This is a genomic window from Streptomyces sp. NPDC019937 (genome assembly GCF_040631655.1).
Classification (GTDB): Bacteria; Actinomycetota; Actinomycetes; order Streptomycetales; family Streptomycetaceae; genus Streptomyces.
This window is the reverse complement of sequence record NZ_JBEYAL010000030.1, coordinates 51,437-73,318: the sequence shown is the minus strand read 5'-3', so window position 1 is coordinate 73,318 and position 21,882 is coordinate 51,437. Positions and strand designations below refer to the sequence as shown.

The following is a 21,882-nucleotide window of genomic DNA, read 5'->3' as shown; positions in this document are numbered from 1 at the left end:
CAGCGTGGACAGGGCCGGCCCGACGTGTCGCGTGGGGCTTGTGGCCGAGTGGTGACCAGTGGGAAGTGTCGCCTGGTCGTTCACGCGCCGGCCTCCACGGTCACGTCGCGTCCCTCCGCGGTGCCGAAGAGGGCGACGGCGAGGCCGATGGCAAAGCCGTGCAGGTCGCGCCCCAGTGTGCGCTGGTGCATCGTGTCCTCCTTGGTGGTAGCCGTTGCGGTGGCGGGGGCGGTGGGGCTGCCGCCGGAGCGTCGGACGTCGTTCTCGGTGACGCGTGCCGGGTCACGTGCTTGTCGTCCTGCTCCGCGGGCTACCAGGCGTACGCTTCGGGTGCCGACATAGGTGACCTTGCCCTCGCGGACGAGTTGCTCCATGGCCTGCCAGATCTCGTCCCACGGGGTCGAGCGGTCGATGTGGTGCATCTGGTACAGGTCGATGTGATCGGTTTGCAAGCGTCGGAGGCTGGCCTCGGCGGCCCTGCGGATCTTGTAGGCCGACAGGTACTTGTCGTTCGCGCCGGTGCCCATGGGCTGGTAGAGCTTGGTGGCCAGCACGATCCGGTCGCGTCGGCCGCCGTCCTTCGCCAGCCAGCGGCCGATGATCTCTTCGGAGAGGCCGTAGCCCTGTGCCATGCCGGGTGACTGCGGTCCGCCGTACACGTCGGCGGTGTCGATGAAGTTGACGCCTTCCTCGACGGCCCGGTCGAGGATGGCGAAGCCGGTGGGCCCGTCGGTGACCCAGCCGAAGTTCATGGTTCCCAGGCCGAGCTTGCTGACCTTCAGGCCCGTCCGGCCGAGGTGGTTGTAGGTCATCGTCATGCGTGGTTCCTCCCATCCGGTAGGGGCTCTGGTCCGGGGGTCGGCGCAGCGCCCAGTGCGCGCTACGGCGGCCTCAACGGCCGGGCCGTGCCGGGGCCGCCCGCAGGAACGGTCCTCGCCCGCGCGGACGCCGGGGCGGCAGGTCATTACCGAGGTAACCGCAGGCCACGCGCGTGTGGAAGGTATGGCTGTACCAGGTACTGACAGAACCCCCCTCGTCTGCGCCTGCCCGCCTAGCCTGGAGTGCGTGAGTACCGAGAGTGACATTCGCGAGTTTTTGGCCTCCCGGCGCGCCAAGGTCACCCCGCGGCAGGCGGGACTGCCCGCCTACGGCGGCAACCGGCGCGTGCCCGGGCTGCGCCGCGAGGAAGTCGCGATGCTCGCCGGCGTCAGCGTGGACTACTACGTCCGCCTGGAGCGCGGCCACCTCGCCGGAGCGTCCGAGGAAGTCCTCGACGCGGTCGCGGGAGCCCTGCAGCTCGACGAGGCCGAACGCGCCCACCTCTACGATCTGGCCCGCGCCGTCGCCAGGCGCCCCGCCCGCCGCCCCACACGCAGCCGCGGCCCGCTTCCGGACAGCGTCCTGCGCGTCCTTGACTCCATGACCGACTCACCGGCCTTCATCCGCAACGGCCGCCTCGACATCCTCGCCGTCAACCGCCTCGGCCGCGCCCTGTACGCGCCGCTGTACACCGAGGACGCGCCGCGCCCGGTCAACGTCGCCCGCTTCCAGTTCCTGGACCCGCACGGCCGGGACTTCTTCCCCGACTGGGAGCAGTCCGTGAACACGACCGTCTCCCTGCTGCGCACGGAGGCCGGGCGGGCTCCCGGCGACAGGGACCTGACCGGGCTGATCGGCGAGCTCGTCACCCGCAGCGAGGAGTTCCGCACCGCGTGGGCCCAGCACAACGTGCGCCTGCACCACACCGGCCGCAAAGCCTTCCGCCACCCGGTCGTCGGCCAGATCGCCCTTGACTTCGACGCCATGGAGCTGCCCGCACAGCCAGGCCTGACCCTGACCGCGTACAGCGCCGACCCGGACACTCCGGCGCATGAAGCACTGCAACTGCTGGCCGCCTGGGCCGCCACCACGGACGCCTCCACCACCGCAGACCCCGACCGCACCAGCAGCCGCTGAACTGCGCGCGGACACCATTGGCGTCCTTAGCGTCGTGATCCGTCAACGGGCGCTCGTACAGCCCTCAGCGAGTACGTCGGCGCGGGGTGATGTCTGTGCTGTGAGGGGTACTGACAGGGACCCCCACTGATCGCCTCGCCTTCCTACGCTGGGATGTATGGACAATCGGGCCGAAGTCAGCGCATTCCTCAAGTCCCGCCGCGGCAGGATCACGCCGGAGCAGGCGGGGTTGCCGGTGTACGGGCACCGTCGGGTGCCCGGGCTGCGCCGGGGCGAGGTCGCGATGCTCGCCGGGGTGAGCGTGGAGTACTACACGCGGCTGGAGCGCGGCGACCTGAGCGGGGTCTCCGACAGCGTTCTGGACGCCCTCGCTCAGGCCCTGCGGCTGGATGACACCGAGCGGGACCACCTCTACGCCCTGGCCCGAGCGGCGAGCACGACCCCGGCCCGGGTCCGGCGCCGCCCGAGGAAGGCAACCGTGCGGCCCAGCGTGCTGCGCATCATCGAGGGACTGCACGACCAGCCGGCCTACGTGCGCAACAACCGCATGGACGTCCTGGCGGCCAATCCGCTCGCCCGCGCCCTGCACTACGAGGTGTTCGAGCAGACGCCGGCCAACACCTGCCGGTTCGTCTTCCTCGACCCCCGCGCCACCCGGCTCTACCCCGACTGGGAACGGGTGGCCCGCAACGGAGTCGGGGCACTGCGGGTCGAGGCCGCCAAGAACCCGTTCGACCGTGAGCTGTCGAACATGATCGGTGAGCTGTCCACCCGCAGCGACGCCTTCCGCACCCTGTGGGGCGCGCACGACGTGCACGTTTTCACCGAGGGCACCAAGCGGTTCCACCACCCGGCGGTGGGCGAGATGGAGCTGGTTCACGAAAGTCTGGACCTGTCCGGCGATCCGGGGCTCTCCATCACCGTCTACAGCGCCGATCCCGGCACTCCGGCCGCGGACGCACTGAAGCTCCTCGCCAGCTGGGCTGCGAGCCAGGAGCGGGACGCCGCCGCCTCGCAGGTCGACACCGAGCGCTGACGCCGGCCGGCCCCTCCTTTCCCTCGGTCACCCGACGCCTCCGTGCCGGTCGGCCCGCCGCACCTCACGCCCGTCACACGCGGCGTCCCGTCGGCTCCGGCCATCGGCGCCGCCCCATCCGGTGCCGCGGCCGTTTGCCCCGACCGCCGTGCACACGCTCACGCCTCCGGTATGAGGGGGTCCCCGCTGTTACCCCTCACAAGCATGACTGCCTGCCGGGCTCGGCTCCTGGTTTCGTGGATCGCGGCGGGCCGATGGGCTCCGCCCGCACAACCCTCGGCGCGCGTGCCGCTTCGCCGGCACGCCCCGGATGACCGGGCCCGCGCCACCTGTCTTGAAAGGACCGACAGTGAGTTCCCCCTCGTCCACGAAGCCGGACACCTCGGCCGCCGCCCCGCTCACGGGCGACGGCGGCGGCACCGTACCCGCGGGAAAGGTCAAGCTGCCACCGGTGGTGTGGCTGCTGGGTGCCGTCGCCTTCATCATGGGCACCAGCGAGTTCATCGTCTCCGGCCTGCTGCCGCAGATCTCCGGCGCCCTCGACGTCAGCGTCTCCGGCGCCGGGACGCTGATCACCGCCTTCGCCGTCGGCATGATGATCGGCGCACCGGTGATGTCCGTTGCGACCCAGCGCCTGCCGCGCCGCTCGGCCCTGGTCGCCGCGCTGCTGGTCTTCGCCGCGGGGCACGTCGTCGGTGCGTTCAGCTCGAACCTGCCCCTCGCGCTCGTCGGCCGGTTCGCTGCCGCGCTGGGCAACGGCACCTTCTGGGCCGTGGGCGCGGTGGTGGCGACCGCCGCCGCGGGACCGGCCGCCAGCACCCGCGCCATGGGTGTGATGGTCGGCGGCATCACCCTCGCCAACATCGTCGGCGTCCCGCTCGGTACGGCAGCCGGCCAGTTGGGCGGCTGGCAGGTCCCCTTCTGGTTGCTCGCCGCTCTCGCCGTGGCCGCCGCCGCCGTGATCGCCCGCCGAATCCCGGCCGACACCACCCGCGCCAGCACCTCCCTGCGCGCCGAGGCCACCGCGCTCAGGCACCCGCGCCTGTGGCTGGTCTACCTGGCCATCGCCCTCATCCAGGCCGGCCTCATGGCCGCCTACAGCTATGTCGCCCCGCTGCTGACCGACCGCGCCCACCTCGCGACCGCCCTGGTGCCGCTGGCGCTGCTCGGCTACGGCGTCGGCGCCCTGGCCGGCACCACGGTCGGCGGACGCCTCGGCGACCGACGCCCCTACGCCACGCTCTTCCCGGCCACCGCCCTCACGACCGCGCTTCTGGGCGCCATCACCCTGTGGGCGACCAACAGTGTCGTGGCCGTGGTCCTGGTCGTGCTGCTCGGCACCGCCGGCTTCGCCAACAACCCCATCGTGGTCGGCGAGGTCGTCCGCATCGCCGGAGCCGGCCGCTCCCTGCCCATGGCCCTGGCCACGTCCGCGTTCCAGATCGGCATCGCCACGGGCTCCTGGCTCGGCGGCCTTGCCCTGACCTCCAGCCTGGGCCTGCGAGGCCCGTCGCTGACCGGCTTCGCCTTCGCCCTGGCGGCCCTGCTGCCTCTTGGCCTGCTGGCCGCCTCCCACCGCAGGGCGGAATCAGCACAGAGCTGACCCCGCAAGGGACCCCTACCTGCCGCCCGGACGGCGTCAAGCGCGCTGACCGGACGGCGGCGACGACCCCACGGCGAGAGAAAGAAAGGCTTCAGTCATGGCCATCATGCGCACTCGCTCGGCTCGCGTCGCGGCAATCCCCGCTGCGGCGGCTGTTCTCGTCTTGCCCCCGTCCGCGTCCGCCGGAGCAGACCGTACGCAGCCCGTCGTCACCAACGTGAAGACCATGGCCGCGTGCGACTTCGCCTCCGGCGACTCTCCCGAGAACATCACCGTCGACCCGGACGGCTCCCTGACCGTATCCCTGCTGGGCGCGCCCGCGCGCAAGCCGCCGAAGCTGATACGGATCACCTCGTCCGGGCACCGGACCACCCTCGTCAGCGGGCACCTGGGCGATCAGATCACCGGCAACACCCGCGGCAGCGACGGCACCGTCTCCTACAACGTGGCCTCCGACGATGCCTCCCGGAACGGTACCTGGAAACTGCCCCCGCACGGCCGCCCCGAGCGCCTGGCCGCCCTGCCCGTCGACGGCCTGCTCAACGGCCTGGCCATCGATCCGACCGGCCGTGCCCTCTATGCCGCCGACAGCCGGAGCGGCACGGTGTGGGCCATGCCCGCCTCCGGCGGGCCGGCGAGGGTCTGGCTGACCGGCCCGGCGCTCGCACCCGACCCCAAGGCATCCCTGAAGCTGGGTGTGAACGGCGTCCGCTTCCACAAGGGCGCCGTATGGGTGAGCAACTTCAACCAGGGAACGCTGCTGAGGATCCCGGTCACCGTCCACGGAACGCCCGGCGCCATCCATACTGTCGCCGACAAGCTGCCCGACGTCGACGACTTCTCCTTCCTCGACAGCCGCTCCGACACCGTCTTCGCCGCGCAGAACGACCCGACCGACCGGATCAGCGTCGTGCCCCCGAACGGAACCGCCCAGACCGCACCGACCGCAGCCGACGGCCTCGCCTCACCCACCACCACCGCCGTACACGGCAACCAGCTGTACATCGCCAACGCCGGATTGAACGCACCCCACGACGCGAAACTGCAGCGCGCAACCATCAGCCTCGGCGCACTCGAAGCGCATCCCCGGCACCACTGAGCGGGTGGTGATGCGCGACCCCGGGCGAGCCGCCCGGCGTCACTCGCCGATCGGCGACTCCGCGACGCAGCCGCCGGCGTTGATCAGGCTTTCGCCCTTCTCCTCGGCGATGACCTTGCCCTTGTGCAGGATCTTGCAGCTCACCGTGGAGTCGGTGGAGACCGGCATCACCGACGACGGCATGATGCCCCGCAGCGTCACCGTCTTCTTCCAGGGCAGCGTGGGCTTCTTCACCGTCGCCGTCTTGGGGTTCATGGCCTTGCCGCCGCCCCCGTTGAACTCGATCGAGTCCACGTTCTTCCCCGTCACCTCGTAGGTGACCTCGTACGTCTGGTCCACCACTTTGTCCACGGTGTCGACGGCCTTCTCCTCCGTGCAGGCGGCGAGGCCGAGCACGAGGCCGGTGAGGGCCACGGACACGGCGGCGGTACGTATGGTGCGATTCATGCGGGATCCCCCCGGATCTCATCAAGTAGACGCCGCAGCTCACCGTAAATAGACGGTCAAGTCAAGTTGAAGGTTGTGCTGTTGGGGCCCGCGGTCGGCGGCCGTCGTCTACGGCTCCTGGAGGGACGTCTTCGCGGCGTCCACGAAGTCCGCGAGGGCGGCCCAGAACGGGCTGTAGGCGTCGTTGAAGCGCCGTACCGCCTCGGCGTCGTCGGCGGCCATGGCCTCCAGCGAGCGGTGGAACCGGCCGGTCGACTTCTGGAGCTTGTGGGCCGCCTCGCCCGCGGCGGCGGGGCCCTCCAGTTCGACCACCCGCGCACAGTGCCGCAGCTTCCCGTAGTGGTCGCGCTCGCGCTCCAGCGTTTCGTCGAGCAGGGCGGGACGGGTCCGGAATTCGCCGCTCCGCTGGGCCGCGGAGATCTCCCAGTAGAAGTCGCCCATGCGGTGAACCTGCTCGATCAGTTCGAGGTACGCGGTGCGCCTGCTGTCGCGCAGCCGCTCCTTCTGCTGGGCGCGGGCCGCGGTGTCGGCCTGGATCTGGGCGGCGCGGGTGTTGCCGCGGCTGGTGACCCAGCTGGCCAGGACGGCGGTGCCGCCGGTGAGCGCCGCGATCCAGAAGGTGCTGTCAGCCAACACGACCACCCCTCACCGCTGCCCCGTTCATGTCGCCCCCGCTTCCCCATCGGTCATCTTCGGCCACGGTCACCATCCCCCGATGGTAGGAAGATACGGAAGGAGTAACGGTTCGGCGGTATGCGCCACAGATATGTTCCGGGCATGAGCGCATCCGGGCTGCGGCCCGCCGTGACCGAGTTGAGGCTGTCCGCCTTCAAGTCCCATCGACGTGCGGTCTTTTCCCTGGGGCCGCTGACGCTGTTCGCCGGGCCGAGCGGAAGCGGTAAGTCGGGCGTGCTGGAGGCGTACGGGGCGCTCGCGCGCCTGGCGGGCGGCGCCCGGCTCGCGGAGGTGTTCCGCGAGCCGGCGTCGTACATCCCGCGCCGGGCGCGGCCGGACCGGCAGGGGCGGCGCGGCTTTCGCATCGGGTGCACCGTGGACGGCCCGGTCGGGCCGGTGCGGCTCGATGTCGCCGTACAGGCCGAACCCGAACTGCGCATCGTGGGCGAGCGGTTGACGGGGGCGGGGGAGACCCTGTTGGAGACGGCACTGCGCGACCCGGGGCGGCGCTGCGTGCAGGCCGCCTGGCACACGGCGGGGGCGGTCGCGGTCACCCGGGCTCCGCTGCCCGACGACCGGCTGGCGACCTCGGTGCTGCCCCTGCGGGTGGCGGGCATCACCGAGGGGCAGCGGCTGGCGCTGGCCGCCGCCGAGCAGGTGGTGATCGCGCTGCGCTCGGTGTTCCCGTGCGATCCGCGGCCGGATCGGATGCGGGCGCCGGCCGCGCCGCGCGACGGGCGGCTGCGCGGGGGCTGCGAGAACCTGGCGGCGGTGCTGCGGCGCACCAGCCGGGAGTGCGGCTCCCGGCACGCGGCGCTGGTCGCGGCGGTGCGGGCGGGGTGCGCGGGGCCGGTGGAGGGCCTGGTGACCGAGGGCGCCGGGGGCGGCGGGGTGCGGGCCCTGGTGGAGCAGGGGGAGCTGGGCGCGATGCCCGTGGAGCGGCTGGGCGACGGGGAGTTGCGCTATCTGGCGCTCGCGCTGGTGCTGCTGACCGGGCCGGGGGTGCTGGCGATGGACCCGGCCGCGGACGTCCTGCCGGCCCGGCAGGTGCTGACGGTGCTGGCGGACGGTTTCGACCGGTGCCTGGACCGGCGGCAGGCGCGGGAGCTGCTGGGGGTGGCGGCCCGGATGTGCGCACGGGGGCACATCCGGCTGGTGGGGACGGTGGGGGACGTGACGGGGGCGGTCGGGGACGCCCCCGTCACGGTGGTAAACCTGGAGCGTGAGCGAGTCTTGTGAACCCGAGTCCGGTGTGCCTTCCGCCGCGTGTCCCGCCGCTGGGGAGCGACGGTCCGACGACCTCGATGTGGCGGGCCTGCAGCGCAGGCTGGCGGCCTTCGCTGCGGTGCGCGACTGGCAGCGGTACCACACCCCGAAGAACCTGGCGGCGGCGCTGAGCGTCGAGGCGTCGGAGCTGGTGGAGATCTTCCAGTGGCTGACGCCGGAGGAGTCGGCGCGGGTGATGGAGGAGCCGGGGAAGGCGGCCCGGGTCGAGGACGAGGTCGCCGACGTGCTGGCGTATCTGCTCCAGTTCTGCGAGGTACTGGGGATCGACGCGCTCGCGGCGCTGGCCGCGAAGATCGACCGCAACGAGGGCCGGTTCCCGGTCGCGGGCCCTGGAGGCCCCGTTCGTCACTCTCAGTAGTGATGAAGTTATCCATAACGCAACTGTTGTCAACAGATTCCTGAATTCCCCTAGCTTTTCGGCCTGTTAGTCATCACTCTGGGTAGTGGAGGAGTGACGGGTGCGGAAAGTCCGTTGAGAGGGGTTCGGGGCATGGACGCGATGCGGCTGATCGGTGTCACCCGGCACGCCCTGGCGAAGGCCGGGGGTGTGCACGACATCGTGGCCGAGGCCTGGCAGGTCCAGGCGCTGGCGGAAGCGGTCGGCGGATACTTCATGGTGAGCGGCCCGGCGGCGGCGCGAGCGGAGGCGCGCGGCCTGTGCGAGGCGGGTGGCAGGGCGCGCGGGGCGCTGTTCCACCCGGCGCTGCACCATCCCGCGCTGCGCGGCGCGGGGTTACGGGCGGCTCAGATGTCGGAGGTGCGGGACCCCAGGGGCGTGCTGCTGGCGCTGGGGGATCTGCTCGCGGAGGCGGGATTCGCGCTGGTGGGCGTCGCCTCCAGCACGGAGGAGGAGGCGCTGTACTGGCAGTGCGTGGAGGCGATCGACGCGGCGGACGAGGCCAGGGACCGGGTCCACGGGATGCTGAGGCACCTCACGGAGCTGGAGTGGGGTGGGGAGTGGGGTGGTGCGGCGTGAGAAGGCAGGATGGGGGCCATGGATCTCCGCATTTTCACCGAGCCCCAGCAGGGGGCGACCTACGACACTCTGCTGTCCGTCGCGAAGGCCACCGAAGACCTCGGCTTCGACGCCTTCTTCCGTTCGGACCACTATCTGCACATGGGGGATGTCGACGGGCTGCCGGGCCCGACCGACGCGTGGCTCACCCTGGCCGGGCTGGCCCGCGAGACCAAGCGGATCCGGCTGGGCACCCTGATGACCGCCGCCACCTTCCGGCTGCCGGGCGTCCTCGCGATCCAGGTCGCGCAGGTCGACCAGATGTCGGGTGGACGGGTCGAGCTGGGCCTCGGCGCCGGCTGGTACGAGGAGGAGCACACCGCGTACGGCATCCCCTTCCCGAAGCAGAAGTTCGCGCGGCTGGAGGAGCAGCTGGCCATCGTCACCGGCCTGTGGAAGACGCCGGCCGGCGAGACCTTCAGCCATGACGGTGCGCACTACCAGCTCACCGACTCGCCCGCGCTGCCCAAGCCCGCCCAGGACCGGGTGCCGGTGCTGGTCGGCGGCCAGGGGCCGACCCGCACCCCGCGGCTGGCCGCGCGGTTCGCGGACGAGTTCAACATGCCGTTCGCTTCGGTCGAGGACAGCCAGGCCCAGTTCGGCCGGGTGCGGGCGGCCGCCGAGGAGGCCGGGCGCAAGGGCGACGACCTGGTGTACTCCAACGCGCTGGTGGCCTGTGTGGGCAAGGACGACGCCGAGGTCGCCCGGCGGGCCGCGAAGATCGGCCGCGAGGTCCCGGAGCTGAAGGAGAACGGGCTGGCGGGCTCCCCGGCCGAGGTCGTCGAGAAGATCGGCCGCTATGCGGAGGCCGGGGCGTCCCGGGTCTACCTCCAGATTCTGGACCTCGACGACCTCGATCACCTCGAGCTGATTTCATCCCAGGTCCAGGCCCAGCTGGGCTGACCGCCGGCCGGCAGGTCCCATCGGCCACCGGTCCGACCGACCCGTCGGCCCGCCCCGGCCGCCGGGCCGACGGAGCCCCATGGCTCACCGAACCACCAGGAGTACCCGTGATGTCCGTCCCGCCCACGCCACTGGCCACCGCTCTGGAAGGCGCGCCGCTCGTCCTCGACGGCGGGCTGTCCAACCAACTGGAGGCACAGGGCTGCGACCTGTCCGACGAGCTGTGGTCGGCCCGGCTGCTCGCCGACGACCCGGGGCAGATCGAGGCGGCGCACGCCGCGTATGTGCGGGCGGGCGCACGGGTGCTCATCACCAGCAGCTACCAGGCCACCTACGAGGGCTTCGCCCACCGGGGCGTGGCGCGCGAGGACGCCACGGCGCTGCTGGGCCGCAGCGTCGAGCTGGCGCGCGGCGCGGCCGGGCAGGCTGCCGGCCAGGCCGCCCCGGTGTGGGTGGCGGCCTCCGTGGGGCCCTACGGGGCGATGCTGGCCGACGGCAGCGAGTACCGGGGGCGGTACGGGCTGAGCGTGGCCGAGCTGGAGCGGTTCCACCGGCCGCGGATCGAGGCCCTGGTGGCGGCCGGGCCCGATGTGCTCGCGCTGGAGACGGTGCCGGACGCCGACGAGGCGGCGGCCATGCTGCGGGCCGTCGAGGGCTGCGGGGTGCCCGTCTGGCTGTCGTACAGCATCGCGGGGGAGACCACCCGGGCCGGGCAGCCGCTCCGGGAGGCGTTCGCCCTCGCCGCCGGGAACGAGCAGGTGATCGCCGTCGGCGTCAACTGCTGCGAGCCGGGCGACGCGGACCGGGCCGTGGAGATAGCGGCCGAGGCCACCGGAAAGCCGGTGGTGGTGTATCCGAACAGCGGAGAGGAGTGGGACGCGGCGGCCCGGAGCTGGCGCGGGCGGTCGACCTTCGACCCGGCGCGGGTGAAGGCGTGGCGGGATGCCGGTGCGCGGCTCATCGGCGGCTGCTGCCGGGTGGGGCCGGACCGGATCGCCGAACTGGCGGGCGTCGTGGGAAACCATTAGGTGAGGGGGCGCTCACCCGGCGATACTCGGACGGGTGTTCTTGACGATAACCACCACCGGCACCAGCGAGCGCCCCGCGACCGACCTGGGATTTCTGCTGCACAAACACCCCGACAAGGCGCAGCGGTTCTCGACCTCCCACGGCACGGCGCATCTCCTCTACCCCGAGGCGGACGCCGAGCGCTGCACGGCGGCGCTGCTGCTGGAGGTCGACCCCGTCGCGCTGGTGCGGCGAGGCCGGGGCAAGGGGCGGGGCGGCGCGCCCGACTCCGCGCTCGCCCAGTACGTCAACGACCGTCCGTACGCGGCCTCCTCGCTGCTGGCCGTCGCGCTGAGCACCGTCTTCTCCAGCGCCCTGAGGGGACAGTGCAAGGCGCGGCCCGAGCTGCCGGAGCGGCCGCTGCCCCTGCGGATCGAGGTGCCCGCCCTGCCCGCGCGCGGCGGCGCCGCCCTGGTCGAGCGGCTCTTCGCGCCGCTGGGCTGGGCGGTGACGGCCGAGCCGGTGCCGCTGGACGAGCGGTTCCCGCAGTGGGGCGACTCGCGGTACGTACGGCTGGTGCTGGAGGGCGAGCTGCGGCTCGCCGACGCCCTGCGCCATCTGTATGTACTGCTGCCGGTCCTGGACGACGCCAAGCACTACTGGGTCACCCCGGACGAGGTGGACAAGCTGCTGCGGTCCGGCGAGGGCTGGCTTGAGCACCATCCCGAGCAGCGGCTGATCACCAACCGCTATCTGGCCCGCCGCTGGTCGCTGACCCGCAGCGCGATGGAGCGGCTGGAGCTGGCGCGGCTCGCGGAGACGGACGACGCCGAGGTGGAGGAGATCGACAACGCGGTGGAGGAGCCCGCCGCCGAGTACGCGGCCGACCCCGCCGAGCAGGAAGGACAGCCGGAGCAGCCGGAGCAGGGAGGGCAGCCGGAGCAGGTGGAGCGAGGGGAGCGAGGGGGAGTGGAGCCGGAGGAGGAGAGCGCACCGCGGCCGGTGTCGCTGGCCGTGCGGCGGCGCGCGGCGATCCTCGAAGCCCTGCGGGGCGCCGGGGCGTCCCGGGTGCTGGACCTCGGCTGCGGCCAGGGTCAGTTGCTGGGCGAGCTGCTCAAGGACGCGCGGTTCACCGAGATCGTCGGTATCGATGTGTCGATACGCGCGCTGAACGAGGCGGCGCGGCGGCTGCGCCTGGACCGGATGCCCGAGCGGCAGTCGGCGCGGCTCAAGCTGACGCAGGGCTCGCTCGCGTACACCGACTCCCGGCTGACCGGCTATGACGCGGCGGTGCTCAGCGAGGTGATCGAGCATGTGGATCCGTCCCGGCTGCCCGCCCTGGAGTACGCGGTGTTCGGCGCCGCCCGGCCCACGGCCGTCGTGGTGACCACGCCCAACGTCGAGTACAACGTGCGCTGGGAGTCCCTGCCCGCCGGGCAGGTCCGCCACCCCGACCACCGCTTCGAGTGGACGCGCGAGGAGTTCGGCCACTGGGCCCGGGGGGTCGCCGAACGGCACGGCTATGCCGTGGAGTTCCGCCCCGTCGGCCCTGAGGACCCCGAGGTCGGCCCGCCGACCCAGCTCGCGCTCTTCCGGCAGGACGGCGGCGAAACCCGGACGACGACCACGACGACCAACACGACGACCCCATCGAAGGAGGCCGCCGCATGACCGACACCACGACGCTCGACCGGCGCAGCCTCGGCGTGCCCGACCTGTCCCTCGTGGTCCTCGTCGGCACCACCGGCTCGGGCAAGTCCACCTTCGCCCGGCGCCACTTCCTGCCCACCCAGATCGTCTCCTCCGACGTCTGCCGGGGCCTGGTCTCCGACGACGAGAACGACCAGAGCGCCACCTCGGACGCCTTCGACCTGCTCCACTACATCGCGGGCAAGCGGCTGGCGGCCGGGCGGCTGACCGTGGTCGACGCGACCAACGTCCAGCCCGAGGCCCGCCGCGCCCTGATCCAGCTGGCGCGCGAGCACGACGTCCTCCCGGTCGCGATCGTCCTCGACATCCCCGAGGGCGAATGCGCGCGGCGCAACGCGGCCCGCCCCGACCGGGCCGGCATGCCCTCCCACGTCATCCCGCGCCAGCGCCGCGAGCTGCGCCGCTCCCTGAGGTCCCTGGAGCGCGAGGGGTTCCGCAAGGTGCACATCCTGCGCGGTGCCGAGCAGGTCGAGGCCGCCGAGGTCGTCACCGAGCGCCGCTACAACGATCTGCGCCACCTCACCGGCCCGTTCGACATCATCGGCGACATCCACGGCTGCCGCTCCGAGCTGGAGACGCTGCTGGGCAAGCTCGGATACGCGCTGCGCCGCGACGAGCGGGGCCGCCCGGTCGACGCCGTCCACCCCGAGGGGCGCACCGCCGTCTTCGTCGGCGACCTCGTCGACCGCGGTCCGGACAGCCCCGGGGTGCTGCGCCTGGCGATGGGCATGGTCGCCTCCGGGGCGGCCCTGTGCGTGCCCGGCAACCACGAGAACAAGCTCGTCCGCTACCTCAAGGGCCGCAAGGTCCGGATCGCCCACGGCCTCGCCGAGACCGTCGAGCAGCTGGACCGTGAGCACGCCGCGGACCCGGAGTTCGCCGACCGGGCGCGGGAGTTCATCGAGTCGCTGGTCAGCCACTACGTGCTGGACGGCGGGGCGCTGGTGGTCTGTCACGCCGGGCTGCCCGAGAAGTACCACGGCCGCACCTCGGGCCGGGTGCGGTCGCACGCGCTGTACGGGGAGACGACCGGTGAGACCGATGAGTTCGGGCTGCCGGTGCGCTATCCATGGGCCGAGGACTACCGGGGCCGCGCCGCCGTCGTCTACGGCCACACCCCCACCCCAAGGGCGTCCTGGCTGAACAACACCCTCTGCCTGGACACCGGTTGCGTCTTCGGCGGCCGGATGACCGCGCTGCGCTGGCCGGAGCGCGAGATCGTGGACGTCCCGGCCGAGCGCGTCTGGTACGAGCCGGTCAAGCCCCTGGGCAACGAGGCCCCGGGCGGCACCGACGGCCGTCCGCTCGACCTGGCCGATGTGCGCGGCCGCCGCGTCGTCGAGACCCGGCACATGGGCCGGATCGCGGTCGAGGAGGAGAACGCGGCGGCGGCGCTGGAGGTCATGAGCCGCTTCGCCGTCGACCCGCGGCTGCTCGCCTACCTCCCGCCCACCATGGCGCCCGCCGCCACCTCCGCCGAGGAGGCCCGCGGCGGAGCCGCTGATGGACACTACCTGGAGCACCCGGCCGAGGCGTTCGCCGCCTACCGGGCCGACGGGGTGCGCCAGGTGATCTGCGAGGAGAAGCACATGGGCTCCCGGGCGGTGGCGCTGGTCTGCCGCGACGAGGAGGTGGCGAAGGAGCGCTTCGGGGCACCCGAGGGCGTATCCGGCATGGTGTACACCCGCACCGGGCGGCCGTTCTTCGACGACCCGCGGCTGACCGAGTCCGTCCTCGGCGGGGTGCGCGGCGGCATCGGGGGCGCCGGTCTGTGGCAGGAGCTGGAGACCGACTGGCTGCTGCTGGACGCCGAGTTGATGCCGTGGTCCCTCAAGGCGGCGGGGCTGCTGCGCAACCAGTACGCGGCGGTGGGCGCGGCCTCGGGCGCCGTCTTCCCGGGGGTGCTCTCGGCGCTGGAGGGCGCGGCGGCGCGTGGCGTCGAGGTGACCGCGCTCCTGGACAAGCAGCGCGGGCGGGCCGTGGACGCGGCCGCGTTCACGGAGGCGTACCGGCGCTACTGCTGGCCGGTCGACGGGCTCGACGGCATACGGATGGCGCCGTTCCAGATCCTGGCCGCCCAGGGCCGCAGTCTCACCGCGCTCCCGCACGACCGGCAGCTCGCCCTGATCGACCGCATGATCGAGGCGGAGAAGCCGGGCCCGGACGGCGGCCCCCTGCTGGCCCCCACCCGCCGCCTGGTCGTCGACACCGAGGACGACGCGTCGGTGGCCGAGGGCGTCGCCTGGTGGCTGGAGCTGACGGAGGCGGGCGGCGAGGGCATGGTCGTCAAACCCCTCCAGGGCTTCGTCCGCAAGGGCGACGGCCGGCTGGTCCAGCCGGGCGTCAAATGCCGGGGCCGGGAGTATCTGCGGATCGTCTACGGCCCGGAGTACACCCGCCCGGAGAACCTGGACCGGCTGCGCCGGCGCCACCTCGGCCACAAGCGCTCGCTCGCCCTGCGGGAGTACGCCCTGGGGCTGGAGGCGCTGGACCGGCTGGCGGACGGCGAGCCGCTGTGGCGGGTACACGAGGCGGTGTTCGCGGTGCTGGCCCTGGAGTCGGAGCCGGTGGACCCCCGGCTGTAGCGGAGGGCGGCGGCTGTCCCTCGGCTCGGGCGGGCCGGTGCCGGCTCCGACGGACGGGCGGGGGACTGCAGGGGTGTTCGAACGGATTCCGCCGCAGGTCCGTCCGTGGACACCGGTTCCGGCCGCCCCATTGACGTGCCCGTGCCACCTGCCTAGCGTGCTCGTCATCCCATCGGTTCTCCGCAACCTGACGAGCCACCAGCGAAGCGGGAGGGCGGATGAGTCTCTTCGAGGACGGCCGGCCCTTTCTGCACGCGCTTCCCGCCGACGACCGGCGCGCGCTGCTCGCGCTCGGCAGCCCGCGGACGTACGAACCCTCCGAGGTCGTCCTGCGCGAGCACGACCGCACCACCTTCGTCGTCGCGATCGTCTCCGGCTGGGCCACCGTCTCGGTGGAGACCGAGCGCGGGGTGCGGCTGATCCTGGCGCTGCGCGGCGCGGGCGAGGTGGTGGGGGACCAGGCCGCGGTGGACCACGGCTCGCGCAGCGCCACCGTCACCGCGCTCGGCCGGATGGAGGCGGTCGTGGTCTCCGGCGACCGGTTCCGCGCCTATCTGGCCGCGCGGCCGGTCGCCACCGTATTGATCATGCGCCAGTTCAGCTCCCGGCTGCGCAGCTCCGACGGTGAACGGCGCTCCCTCGCCTCCGAGAAGGTGCTCCAGCGGCTGGCCGCCCGGCTGGTCGAGATCGCCGAACGCACCGGGCACACCGGTCCCGGCGGGGCCATCGCCGTCGATCTGCCGCTGCCGCAGCACGACATCGCCGCCGCCGTGGGCTCGACCCGGGAAGCCGTCGCCAAGGCGTTGCGGCTGCTGCGCGACCAGGGTGTCGTACGGACCGCCTCGCGCCGCTTCGAGGTGCGGGACATCGGGCTGCTGCGGCTGCTGGCCGAGGGGCGTGCGACGGGGGAGCACATCCCGGCGCGCCCCTGCGAATGAGCGCGGGCGCGCACGCCCCGCGAATGCGCGCGACTGTGTAAACGGCTACAGCCCCCGCCCCGCGCCCGGCCCACTCTGGTGGTGGCACAGGCGAACGGGACCGTGTGCGACGGGGGTGCACACGGCCCAGTGCCTGGCACCGGAGAAGGGCGGCGGGGCGGATCGGGGGAGAGGCTTCGCCGCCCGCTTCCGGGCCTGCCTCCAAGGACGCCGCCCCCGAGGAACGTACGAGGACCCACGGGGACCACGGCATGAAGGACGGCGGGCGATGAGCGGACCGGACGACATCGGCATCCCGGCGGAACCGGGCCCGCGGCGGCTGGACATCCCGAGGGGCGGCCCGCTGGACGGCGCGGGGGAGGCGGGCGGCGCCCGCACGGCGCGCGAGGCGCGCGCGCACCTGCGCCTCGCCGACTGCCCGCCGCGCCCGCCGGGCGGGGACGAGCACCGTCCGCTGCCCGAGGGGCCGGTCGCCCGCGAGGAGCTGGCGCATCTGCGCCGGGTCTACCGGCCCGTCCCCGGCTACGCCGCGATGCGGGAGCGGCTGCGCCACACTCACCTCCTCGCCCTGTGCGGCGAACCCGGCACCGGCCGCGCCTGGACCGGACTCGCGCTCCTGGCGGACCTGACCGAAGGAGACGACCTGACCGAGGGAGACGGCCCGACCGAGGGAGAGACCGAGGCGGCGGGCGGTGACGTGATCCGGCTCGGGCCCGGCGCCGCCCCCACCGCGCAGCGGACCGAGCGCGGCCACGGCTACCTCCTCGAACTCCCCGCCGACGACACCGACCCCGGCCCCCTCCTGGACCGGCTGCGCGCCCACTTCGCCGAGCGCGAGGCGTTCGCCGTCGTCCTGGTCGCGGACGGCCCGGCCGCCGACCGGCTGCTGAGCGTCCGCCGGCACGCCGTACCGTACGAACCCCCGGCCGCCGCCGAGGTGCTGGACCACCAGCTGGCCGACCTGCTCGCGGACAAACCCGCCGAACTGCTGGACCTCGCCCGCGCCACCGCCGCCCGCCCCGACGTGGCCGACGCGCTCGGCCTGGACGAGCCGCGCCCCGGCGAGGCCGCCCGGCTCGCCCGGCACCTCGCCGCCCACGCCGAGGGCCGGCTGTCCGACGAGGGGCTGCGGGAGCGCTGCCGGGCCTTCGCCCCGGACCAGGCCCGCGCGTGGTTCGACGGCGCGGGCCGCCCCGGGACGCTGCCCGCCGCGCTGCCCGCCCTGCGTACGGCGGCGCTGCGGATCGCGCTCGCCGTCTTCAACGGCTCGGCGCACAGCCTCACCGCCGAGGCCGCCGAGCTGCTGACCTGGGAGCTGGCCGTCACCCTCGACCCGCAGTACGCGCCCGGGCGCCAGCTGTTCGCCGCCCGCCCCGGCGCGGGGCTCGCCGCGGCGCGCGCGGTGTGCGGCGACGGCGTGGAGGACCTGGGCGACGCGTCGGTCCCGGTCCGCGCCGTCCGGTTCCAGGGGCGGCGGCTGGCGTCCGCGGTGCTGTGCGAGGCGTGGGACGGCCACCACAACGTCCGCGGCCCGATGGCCCGCTGGCTGCGCGCCCTGTGCGACGATCCGCGCCCCCAGGTGTGGGTGCGCGCGGCGGTCGCCGCGGGAGTGCTCTGCGCCCGCGACTATCTGTACGGCTTCGTCGAACTGCTGCTGCCGCTGGCCCGCGCCGACAGCCCGGTGCAGCGGATGGCGGCGGCCACCGCGCTCGCCGAGGCGGCCCGTGACGAGGGCGTACGGCCCGCCGTGGACGGCCTGCTGCGCGGCTGGGCGCTCGGCGACGACGAGCGCGAGCGCGAGACGGCGGTCCTCGCCCACGGCTACGGCCTCGCGGCGGGCTCGGTCCGGGCGTCCCTGGAGGAGCTGGCCCGGCTGGCGTACGAGGACGACGGCCGGATCACCTCGTACAGCGTGCTGCGGCTGCTGGCCGGGACGGAACCGGAGGCCGTGCTCGCCGGGCTCACCCACTGGCTGCACGACACCCGGCGGCCGCGCCGGGACCTGGCGCTGCTGACGGTGCTGCGCGCCGTCACCACCCGGACCTCCCACCTGTGGGGCCTGGGCGAGGTGCCGGAGCTGGAGCCGTACGCCGCCTGGCCGCTGGCCACCGCGCTGCTGGCGGCCCGCCCGGGCAGCGCACCGCAGCTCGCCGAACTGCTGCGGGCCGCCCTGACCTGGGCCCGGTCGGCGGCCGCGGCCGAAGACGCGCTGGTCGGCTGGATCCGGCGGGCCGCCCGCGACGACCGCCAGCTGGCGGTGTTGTACGGCTTCCTGCCCCGGCTGGCGCATGACGGTGACGAACCGCTCGACGTACGGGCGGCCACCCGGATCCGGGAGGTGCTGGAAGCGCTGTGAGGAGAGGGACGTCGATGGTGAAGGACACGGAGTACACCCAGGACACGGAGTACACCCAGGACACGGGGCACATACGGAACACGGAGCACGTACAGGACACGGGCGGCGGCCCGTCCCGGACGCCGGTGGGCGGCGTACGCACCCAGCGCGGCCTGCGCGAGGCGCTGCGCCATGGCGGCGACGCCCTCCCCGCGGCGCTGCGCGAGGCCGACGACGGGCTGCTGCTGAGCGCGCTCGACGCGGGGCTGCCCGCCGACCGGGCCACCCGCATCGTCGTCGAGCTGGTGCGCCGCGCCCCCGAGCGCGGGCCACGGCTCGCCGACGCGGTCTGCGAGAAGGTGTTGATCGCCCACCTCTACCTCGATCAGCCGGGCGGCGGCGACCGGCTTCGGGTGCGCAACGCGCTGATGCTGTACGAGGGCCTGGTGCGCCCGTACGCCGACCGGGGCGCCGTGCCCGAGCTGATGGCGTGCGTCCTGCCCGGGCTGTGGGCGGCGGGCGACGGCGCGGGGCGCGAGGTGGTGCGCCGTATCGTCGCCGCCCGGCAGGTCACCGGCTTCGGGGAGAAGGGCTGGAAGGCGCTGTTCGGCGGGCTGGCGGAGGAGTGCCGGGAGCATGAGGGGTGCCGGGAGCGCGCGGAGGCCGGCCCCCGTGGGGCCCGCCGGCCCGCCCGCCGACCCGCCAAGGAGAGCGGTGGCCGCATCGATCTGCAGCCCGGTCAGCTGTGGGTCTCGGCCCTGCTGGGCTTCCTGGCCGTGGCCCTGGTCCTGATCGTCATCCTGGCCGCGGTCTGACCGGGGCGGTCAGGCCCGGGGCCTCGGTCACGACTTGTGTCGCGGGACATCCGCGGCGGGCCCGGAACGGCGAAGATGGAATCATGGGATTCCATGTGGACTCGGAGGCCGGGCGGCTGCGCCGCGTCATTCTGCACCGTCCCGACCTGGAGCTGAAGCGGCTCACCCCCTCCAACCGGGACGCGCTCCTCTTCGACGACGTCCTGTGGGTGCGCCGGGCCCGTCAGGAGCACGACGGCTTCGCGGACGTGCTGCGCGACCGGGGCGTCGAGGTCCATCTGTTCGGTGACCTGCTGGCCGAGAGCCTGGCCCTCGCCGAGGCGCGGACCCTGGTGCTGGACCGGGTCTTCGACGAGAAGGAGTACGGCCCGCTGGCCACCGACCGGCTGCGCGCGGCGTTCGACGAGCTGACCGCCCCGGAGCTGACCGAGGCGCTGATCGGCGGCATGACGAAGCGGGAGTATCTGGCGCGGTTCCCGGAGCCGGTCTCCATCCGCTTCCACGCCATGGAGCCCGACGACTTCCTGGTGAACCCGCTGCCCAACCACCTCTTCACCCGGGACGCCTCCGCCTGGGTGTACGACGGGGTGGCCATCAACGCGATGCGCTGGCCCGCCCGCTGGCACGAGACGGTGCACTACGAGGCCGTCTACCGCCACCACCCCCTGTTCGCGGACGAGGACTTCCACGTCTGGTCGGAGGGCCAGGCCGCGTACCCCTCGACGATCGAGGGCGGCGACGTGCTGGTGCTCGGCAAGGGCGCGGTGCTGATCGGCATGAGCGAGCGGACCACCCCGCAGGCGGTGGAGATGCTGGCCCACCGGCTCTTCGAGGCCGGTTCCGCCCGTACGATCGTGGCGCTCGACATGCCCAAGGGGCGCGCCTTCATGCACCTCGACACGGTGATGACGATGGTCGACGGGGACACCTTCACCCAGTACGCGGGGCTCGGGATGCTCCGCTCGTACACCATCGAGCCGGGCGCGGGCGGCCAGGAACTGAAGGTCACCGACCATCCGCCGGAGCACATGCACCGGGCCATAGCCGCGGCCCTCGGCCTGGACGCCATCCGGGTGCTCACCGCCACCCAGGACGTGCACGCGGCGGAGCGCGAGCAGTGGGACGACGGCTGTAACGTGCTCGCGGTCGAGCCGGGCGTGGTCGTCGCCTACGAGCGGAACGCGACGACCAACACCTTCCTGCGCAAGCGCGGTATCGAGGTCATCGACATCCCGGGCAGCGAGCTGGGCCGCGGCCGGGGCGGGCCGCGCTGCATGAGCTGCCCGGTCGAGCGGGACGCCGTGGAGTCGTAGCCGTGGAGCCGTAATGGAGGGGTCACCCCCCGGGCCTCCGTATATATACAGCTGCTCGTATATGCTTCCATGGTTCCGGTCGGAGTGATGTGCGCTGCGACCACGTCCGCCCGCCCGACCCGCTCGACCGCCGCGACATAGGAGCCCACCCATGGCGATTGACCTCACCGGCCGTCACTTCCTCAAGGAGCTGGACTTCACCGCGGAGGAGTTCCGGCGCCTGGTCGACCTGTCGGCCGAGCTGAAGGCGGCCAAGCGCGCGGGCGCGGAGGTGCGTCGGCTCCAGGGCAGGAACATCGCCCTGATCTTCGAGAAGACCTCCACCCGCACCCGCTGCGCCTTCGAGGTCGCCGCCGCCGACCAGGGCGCCTCCACCACGTACCTCGACCCGACCGGCTCGCAGATCGGGCACAAGGAATCGGTCAAGGACACGGCGCGGGTGCTCGGGCGGATGTACGACGCGATCGAGTACCGCGGACACGGCCAGGGCGTCGTCGAGGAGCTGGCCGCCCACGCCGGGGTGCCGGTCTACAACGGCCTCACCGACGAGTGGCACCCCACCCAGATGCTCGCCGACATCCTCACCATGACCGAGCACAGCACCAAGCCGCTGGACCGGATCGCCTACGCCTACCTCGGCGACGCCCGGTACAACATGGGCAACTCCTACCTCGTCACCGGCGCCCTGCTGGGCATGGACGTCCGGATCGTCGCGCCCAAGCTGCTGTGGCCGGACAACACCATCGTGGAGCTGGCGCGTCAGATGGCCAAGGCCTCCGGCGCCCGGATCACGCTCACCGAGGACGTCTCCGAGGGCGTGCGCGGCGCGGACTTCATCGCCACCGACGTCTGGGTGTCCATGGGTGAGCCCAAGGAGGTGTGGGACGAGCGGATAGCTCTGCTGGGGCCGTACGCGGTGACGATGGACGTGCTGCGCGCCACCGGCAACGACGCCGTGAAGTTCCTGCACTGCCTCCCGGCCTTCCACGACCTGGGCACCGACGTGGGCCGGGAGATCCACGAGCGGCACGGGCTGACCGAGCTGGAGGTCACCGAGGAGGTCTTCGAGTCGGAGCACTCGGTCGTCTTCGACGAGGCGGAGAACCGGATGCACACCATCAAGGCGGTGCTGGTCGCGACGCTCGGCGCGTAGCCGA

Annotated in this window: 18 protein-coding genes and 1 pseudogene; 16 read left to right on the top strand and 3 right to left on the bottom strand. The window is 73.1% G+C overall.

Features of this window, described 5'->3' with window-relative positions; all coding sequences use genetic code 11:
- Positions 1-329: 329 nt before the first annotated feature.
- Positions 330-812, bottom strand: a pseudogene (locus tag ABZ562_RS27800) (aldo/keto reductase); the annotation flags it as partial.
- Between the two features lie 253 nt (positions 813-1,065).
- Here ABZ562_RS27800 and ABZ562_RS27795 point away from each other — a divergent pair.
- The 4 genes from ABZ562_RS27795 (at position 1,066) to ABZ562_RS27780 (ending at position 5,694) form a co-directional block, all read left to right on the top strand.
- Positions 1,066-1,956, top strand: coding sequence for a helix-turn-helix transcriptional regulator (locus ABZ562_RS27795; RefSeq protein WP_361484709.1), 891 nt, complete (start codon positions 1,066-1,068; stop codon positions 1,954-1,956).
- A 157-nt stretch (positions 1,957-2,113) separates the two neighbouring features.
- Entirely contained in the window at positions 2,114-2,992 is an 879-nt protein-coding gene (locus ABZ562_RS27790; protein ID WP_361484707.1) for a helix-turn-helix transcriptional regulator, read from the top strand.
- A 349-nt stretch (positions 2,993-3,341) separates the two neighbouring features.
- Positions 3,342-4,595, top strand: coding sequence for an MFS transporter (locus ABZ562_RS27785; protein ID WP_361484705.1), 1,254 nt, complete (start codon positions 3,342-3,344; stop codon positions 4,593-4,595).
- A gap of 163 nt (positions 4,596-4,758) precedes the next feature.
- Entirely contained in the window at positions 4,759-5,694 is a 936-nt protein-coding gene (locus ABZ562_RS27780) for a hypothetical protein (RefSeq protein WP_361484703.1), read from the top strand.
- 39 nt (positions 5,695-5,733) lie between these two features.
- On the opposite strand, the gene ABZ562_RS27775 is transcribed toward ABZ562_RS27780, so the two are convergent.
- A complete protein-coding gene (locus ABZ562_RS27775) occupies positions 5,734-6,141 on the bottom strand; it encodes a hypothetical protein (protein ID WP_361484701.1) in 408 nt (135 codons plus the stop codon).
- Positions 6,142-6,249: 108 nt separating this feature from the next.
- Positions 6,250-6,774, bottom strand: a complete 525-nt coding sequence (locus tag ABZ562_RS27770; RefSeq protein WP_361484699.1) for a hypothetical protein — start codon at positions 6,772-6,774, stop codon at positions 6,250-6,252.
- 144 nt (positions 6,775-6,918) lie between these two features.
- Here ABZ562_RS27770 and ABZ562_RS27765 point away from each other — a divergent pair, with 144 nt between their 5' ends.
- From ABZ562_RS27765 to argF, 12 genes are all read left to right on the top strand, one after another.
- Positions 6,919-8,055, top strand: a complete 1,137-nt coding sequence (locus tag ABZ562_RS27765) for an ATP-binding protein (RefSeq protein WP_361484697.1) — start codon at positions 6,919-6,921, stop codon at positions 8,053-8,055.
- A 13-nt stretch (positions 8,056-8,068) separates the two neighbouring features.
- The gene (locus tag ABZ562_RS27760; protein WP_361484798.1) at positions 8,069-8,461 is read left to right on the top strand and encodes a nucleotide pyrophosphohydrolase; all 393 of its coding nucleotides are present in this window, start codon (positions 8,069-8,071) and stop codon (positions 8,459-8,461) included.
- 132 nt (positions 8,462-8,593) lie between these two features.
- Positions 8,594-9,079 carry a DUF6099 family protein gene (locus ABZ562_RS27755; RefSeq protein WP_055549708.1) on the top strand — a complete coding sequence of 162 codons (486 nt, stop codon included), beginning with the start codon at positions 8,594-8,596 and terminating at the stop codon, positions 9,077-9,079.
- 18 nt (positions 9,080-9,097) lie between these two features.
- Complete coding sequence (locus ABZ562_RS27750; RefSeq protein ID WP_361484694.1) at positions 9,098-10,021, top strand: LLM class F420-dependent oxidoreductase; 924 nt, start codon at positions 9,098-9,100, stop codon at positions 10,019-10,021.
- A gap of 110 nt (positions 10,022-10,131) precedes the next feature.
- A complete protein-coding gene (mmuM, locus tag ABZ562_RS27745) occupies positions 10,132-11,049 on the top strand; it encodes a homocysteine S-methyltransferase (RefSeq protein WP_361484692.1) in 918 nt (305 codons plus the stop codon).
- A 34-nt stretch (positions 11,050-11,083) separates the two neighbouring features.
- Positions 11,084-12,700, top strand: coding sequence for a 3' terminal RNA ribose 2'-O-methyltransferase Hen1 (locus ABZ562_RS27740; RefSeq protein WP_361484691.1), 1,617 nt, complete (start codon positions 11,084-11,086; stop codon positions 12,698-12,700).
- On the top strand, positions 12,697-15,324 hold the full coding sequence (locus ABZ562_RS27735) for a polynucleotide kinase-phosphatase (protein WP_361484689.1): 2,628 nt from the start codon (positions 12,697-12,699) through the stop codon (positions 15,322-15,324). The genes ABZ562_RS27740 and ABZ562_RS27735 overlap by 4 nt, the downstream gene beginning before the upstream one ends.
- A gap of 218 nt (positions 15,325-15,542) precedes the next feature.
- Positions 15,543-16,262, top strand: a complete 720-nt coding sequence (locus tag ABZ562_RS27730) for a Crp/Fnr family transcriptional regulator (protein WP_361484687.1) — start codon at positions 15,543-15,545, stop codon at positions 16,260-16,262.
- 268 nt (positions 16,263-16,530) lie between these two features.
- Positions 16,531-18,618 carry a hypothetical protein gene (locus ABZ562_RS27725; protein WP_361484685.1) on the top strand — a complete coding sequence of 696 codons (2,088 nt, stop codon included), beginning with the start codon at positions 16,531-16,533 and terminating at the stop codon, positions 18,616-18,618.
- A gap of 14 nt (positions 18,619-18,632) precedes the next feature.
- Positions 18,633-19,412, top strand: coding sequence for a hypothetical protein (locus ABZ562_RS27720; protein WP_361484683.1), 780 nt, complete (start codon positions 18,633-18,635; stop codon positions 19,410-19,412).
- 83 nt (positions 19,413-19,495) lie between these two features.
- Positions 19,496-20,725 carry an arginine deiminase gene (locus ABZ562_RS27715; RefSeq protein WP_361484681.1) on the top strand — a complete coding sequence of 410 codons (1,230 nt, stop codon included), beginning with the start codon at positions 19,496-19,498 and terminating at the stop codon, positions 20,723-20,725.
- A 151-nt stretch (positions 20,726-20,876) separates the two neighbouring features.
- A complete protein-coding gene (gene argF / locus ABZ562_RS27710) occupies positions 20,877-21,878 on the top strand; it encodes an ornithine carbamoyltransferase (protein WP_361484679.1) in 1,002 nt (333 codons plus the stop codon).
- Positions 21,879-21,882: the final 4 nt, after the last annotated feature.

What these genes read in the sequence shown, in the direction of transcription:
- ABZ562_RS27790 (WP_361484707.1), top strand. Translation starts at nt 2,114, where the DNA reads ATGGACAATCGGGCCGAAGTCAGCGCATTCCTCAAGTCCCGCCGCGGC.
- ABZ562_RS27775 (WP_361484701.1), bottom strand. Translation starts at nt 6,141, where the DNA reads ATGAATCGCACCATACGTACCGCCGCCGTGTCCGTGGCCCTCACCGGC.
- ABZ562_RS27765 (WP_361484697.1), top strand. Translation starts at nt 6,919, where the DNA reads ATGAGCGCATCCGGGCTGCGGCCCGCCGTGACCGAGTTGAGGCTGTCC.
- ABZ562_RS27755 (WP_055549708.1), top strand. Translation starts at nt 8,594, where the DNA reads ATGGACGCGATGCGGCTGATCGGTGTCACCCGGCACGCCCTGGCGAAG.
- ABZ562_RS27750 (WP_361484694.1), top strand. Translation starts at nt 9,098, where the DNA reads ATGGATCTCCGCATTTTCACCGAGCCCCAGCAGGGGGCGACCTACGAC.
- mmuM (WP_361484692.1), top strand. Translation starts at nt 10,132, where the DNA reads ATGTCCGTCCCGCCCACGCCACTGGCCACCGCTCTGGAAGGCGCGCCG.
- ABZ562_RS27735 (WP_361484689.1), top strand. Translation starts at nt 12,697, where the DNA reads ATGACCGACACCACGACGCTCGACCGGCGCAGCCTCGGCGTGCCCGAC.
- ABZ562_RS27730 (WP_361484687.1), top strand. Translation starts at nt 15,543, where the DNA reads ATGAGTCTCTTCGAGGACGGCCGGCCCTTTCTGCACGCGCTTCCCGCC.
- ABZ562_RS27725 (WP_361484685.1), top strand. Translation starts at nt 16,531, where the DNA reads ATGAGCGGACCGGACGACATCGGCATCCCGGCGGAACCGGGCCCGCGG.
- ABZ562_RS27720 (WP_361484683.1), top strand. Translation starts at nt 18,633, where the DNA reads ATGGTGAAGGACACGGAGTACACCCAGGACACGGAGTACACCCAGGAC.
- ABZ562_RS27715 (WP_361484681.1), top strand. Translation starts at nt 19,496, where the DNA reads ATGGGATTCCATGTGGACTCGGAGGCCGGGCGGCTGCGCCGCGTCATT.
- argF (WP_361484679.1), top strand. Translation starts at nt 20,877, where the DNA reads ATGGCGATTGACCTCACCGGCCGTCACTTCCTCAAGGAGCTGGACTTC.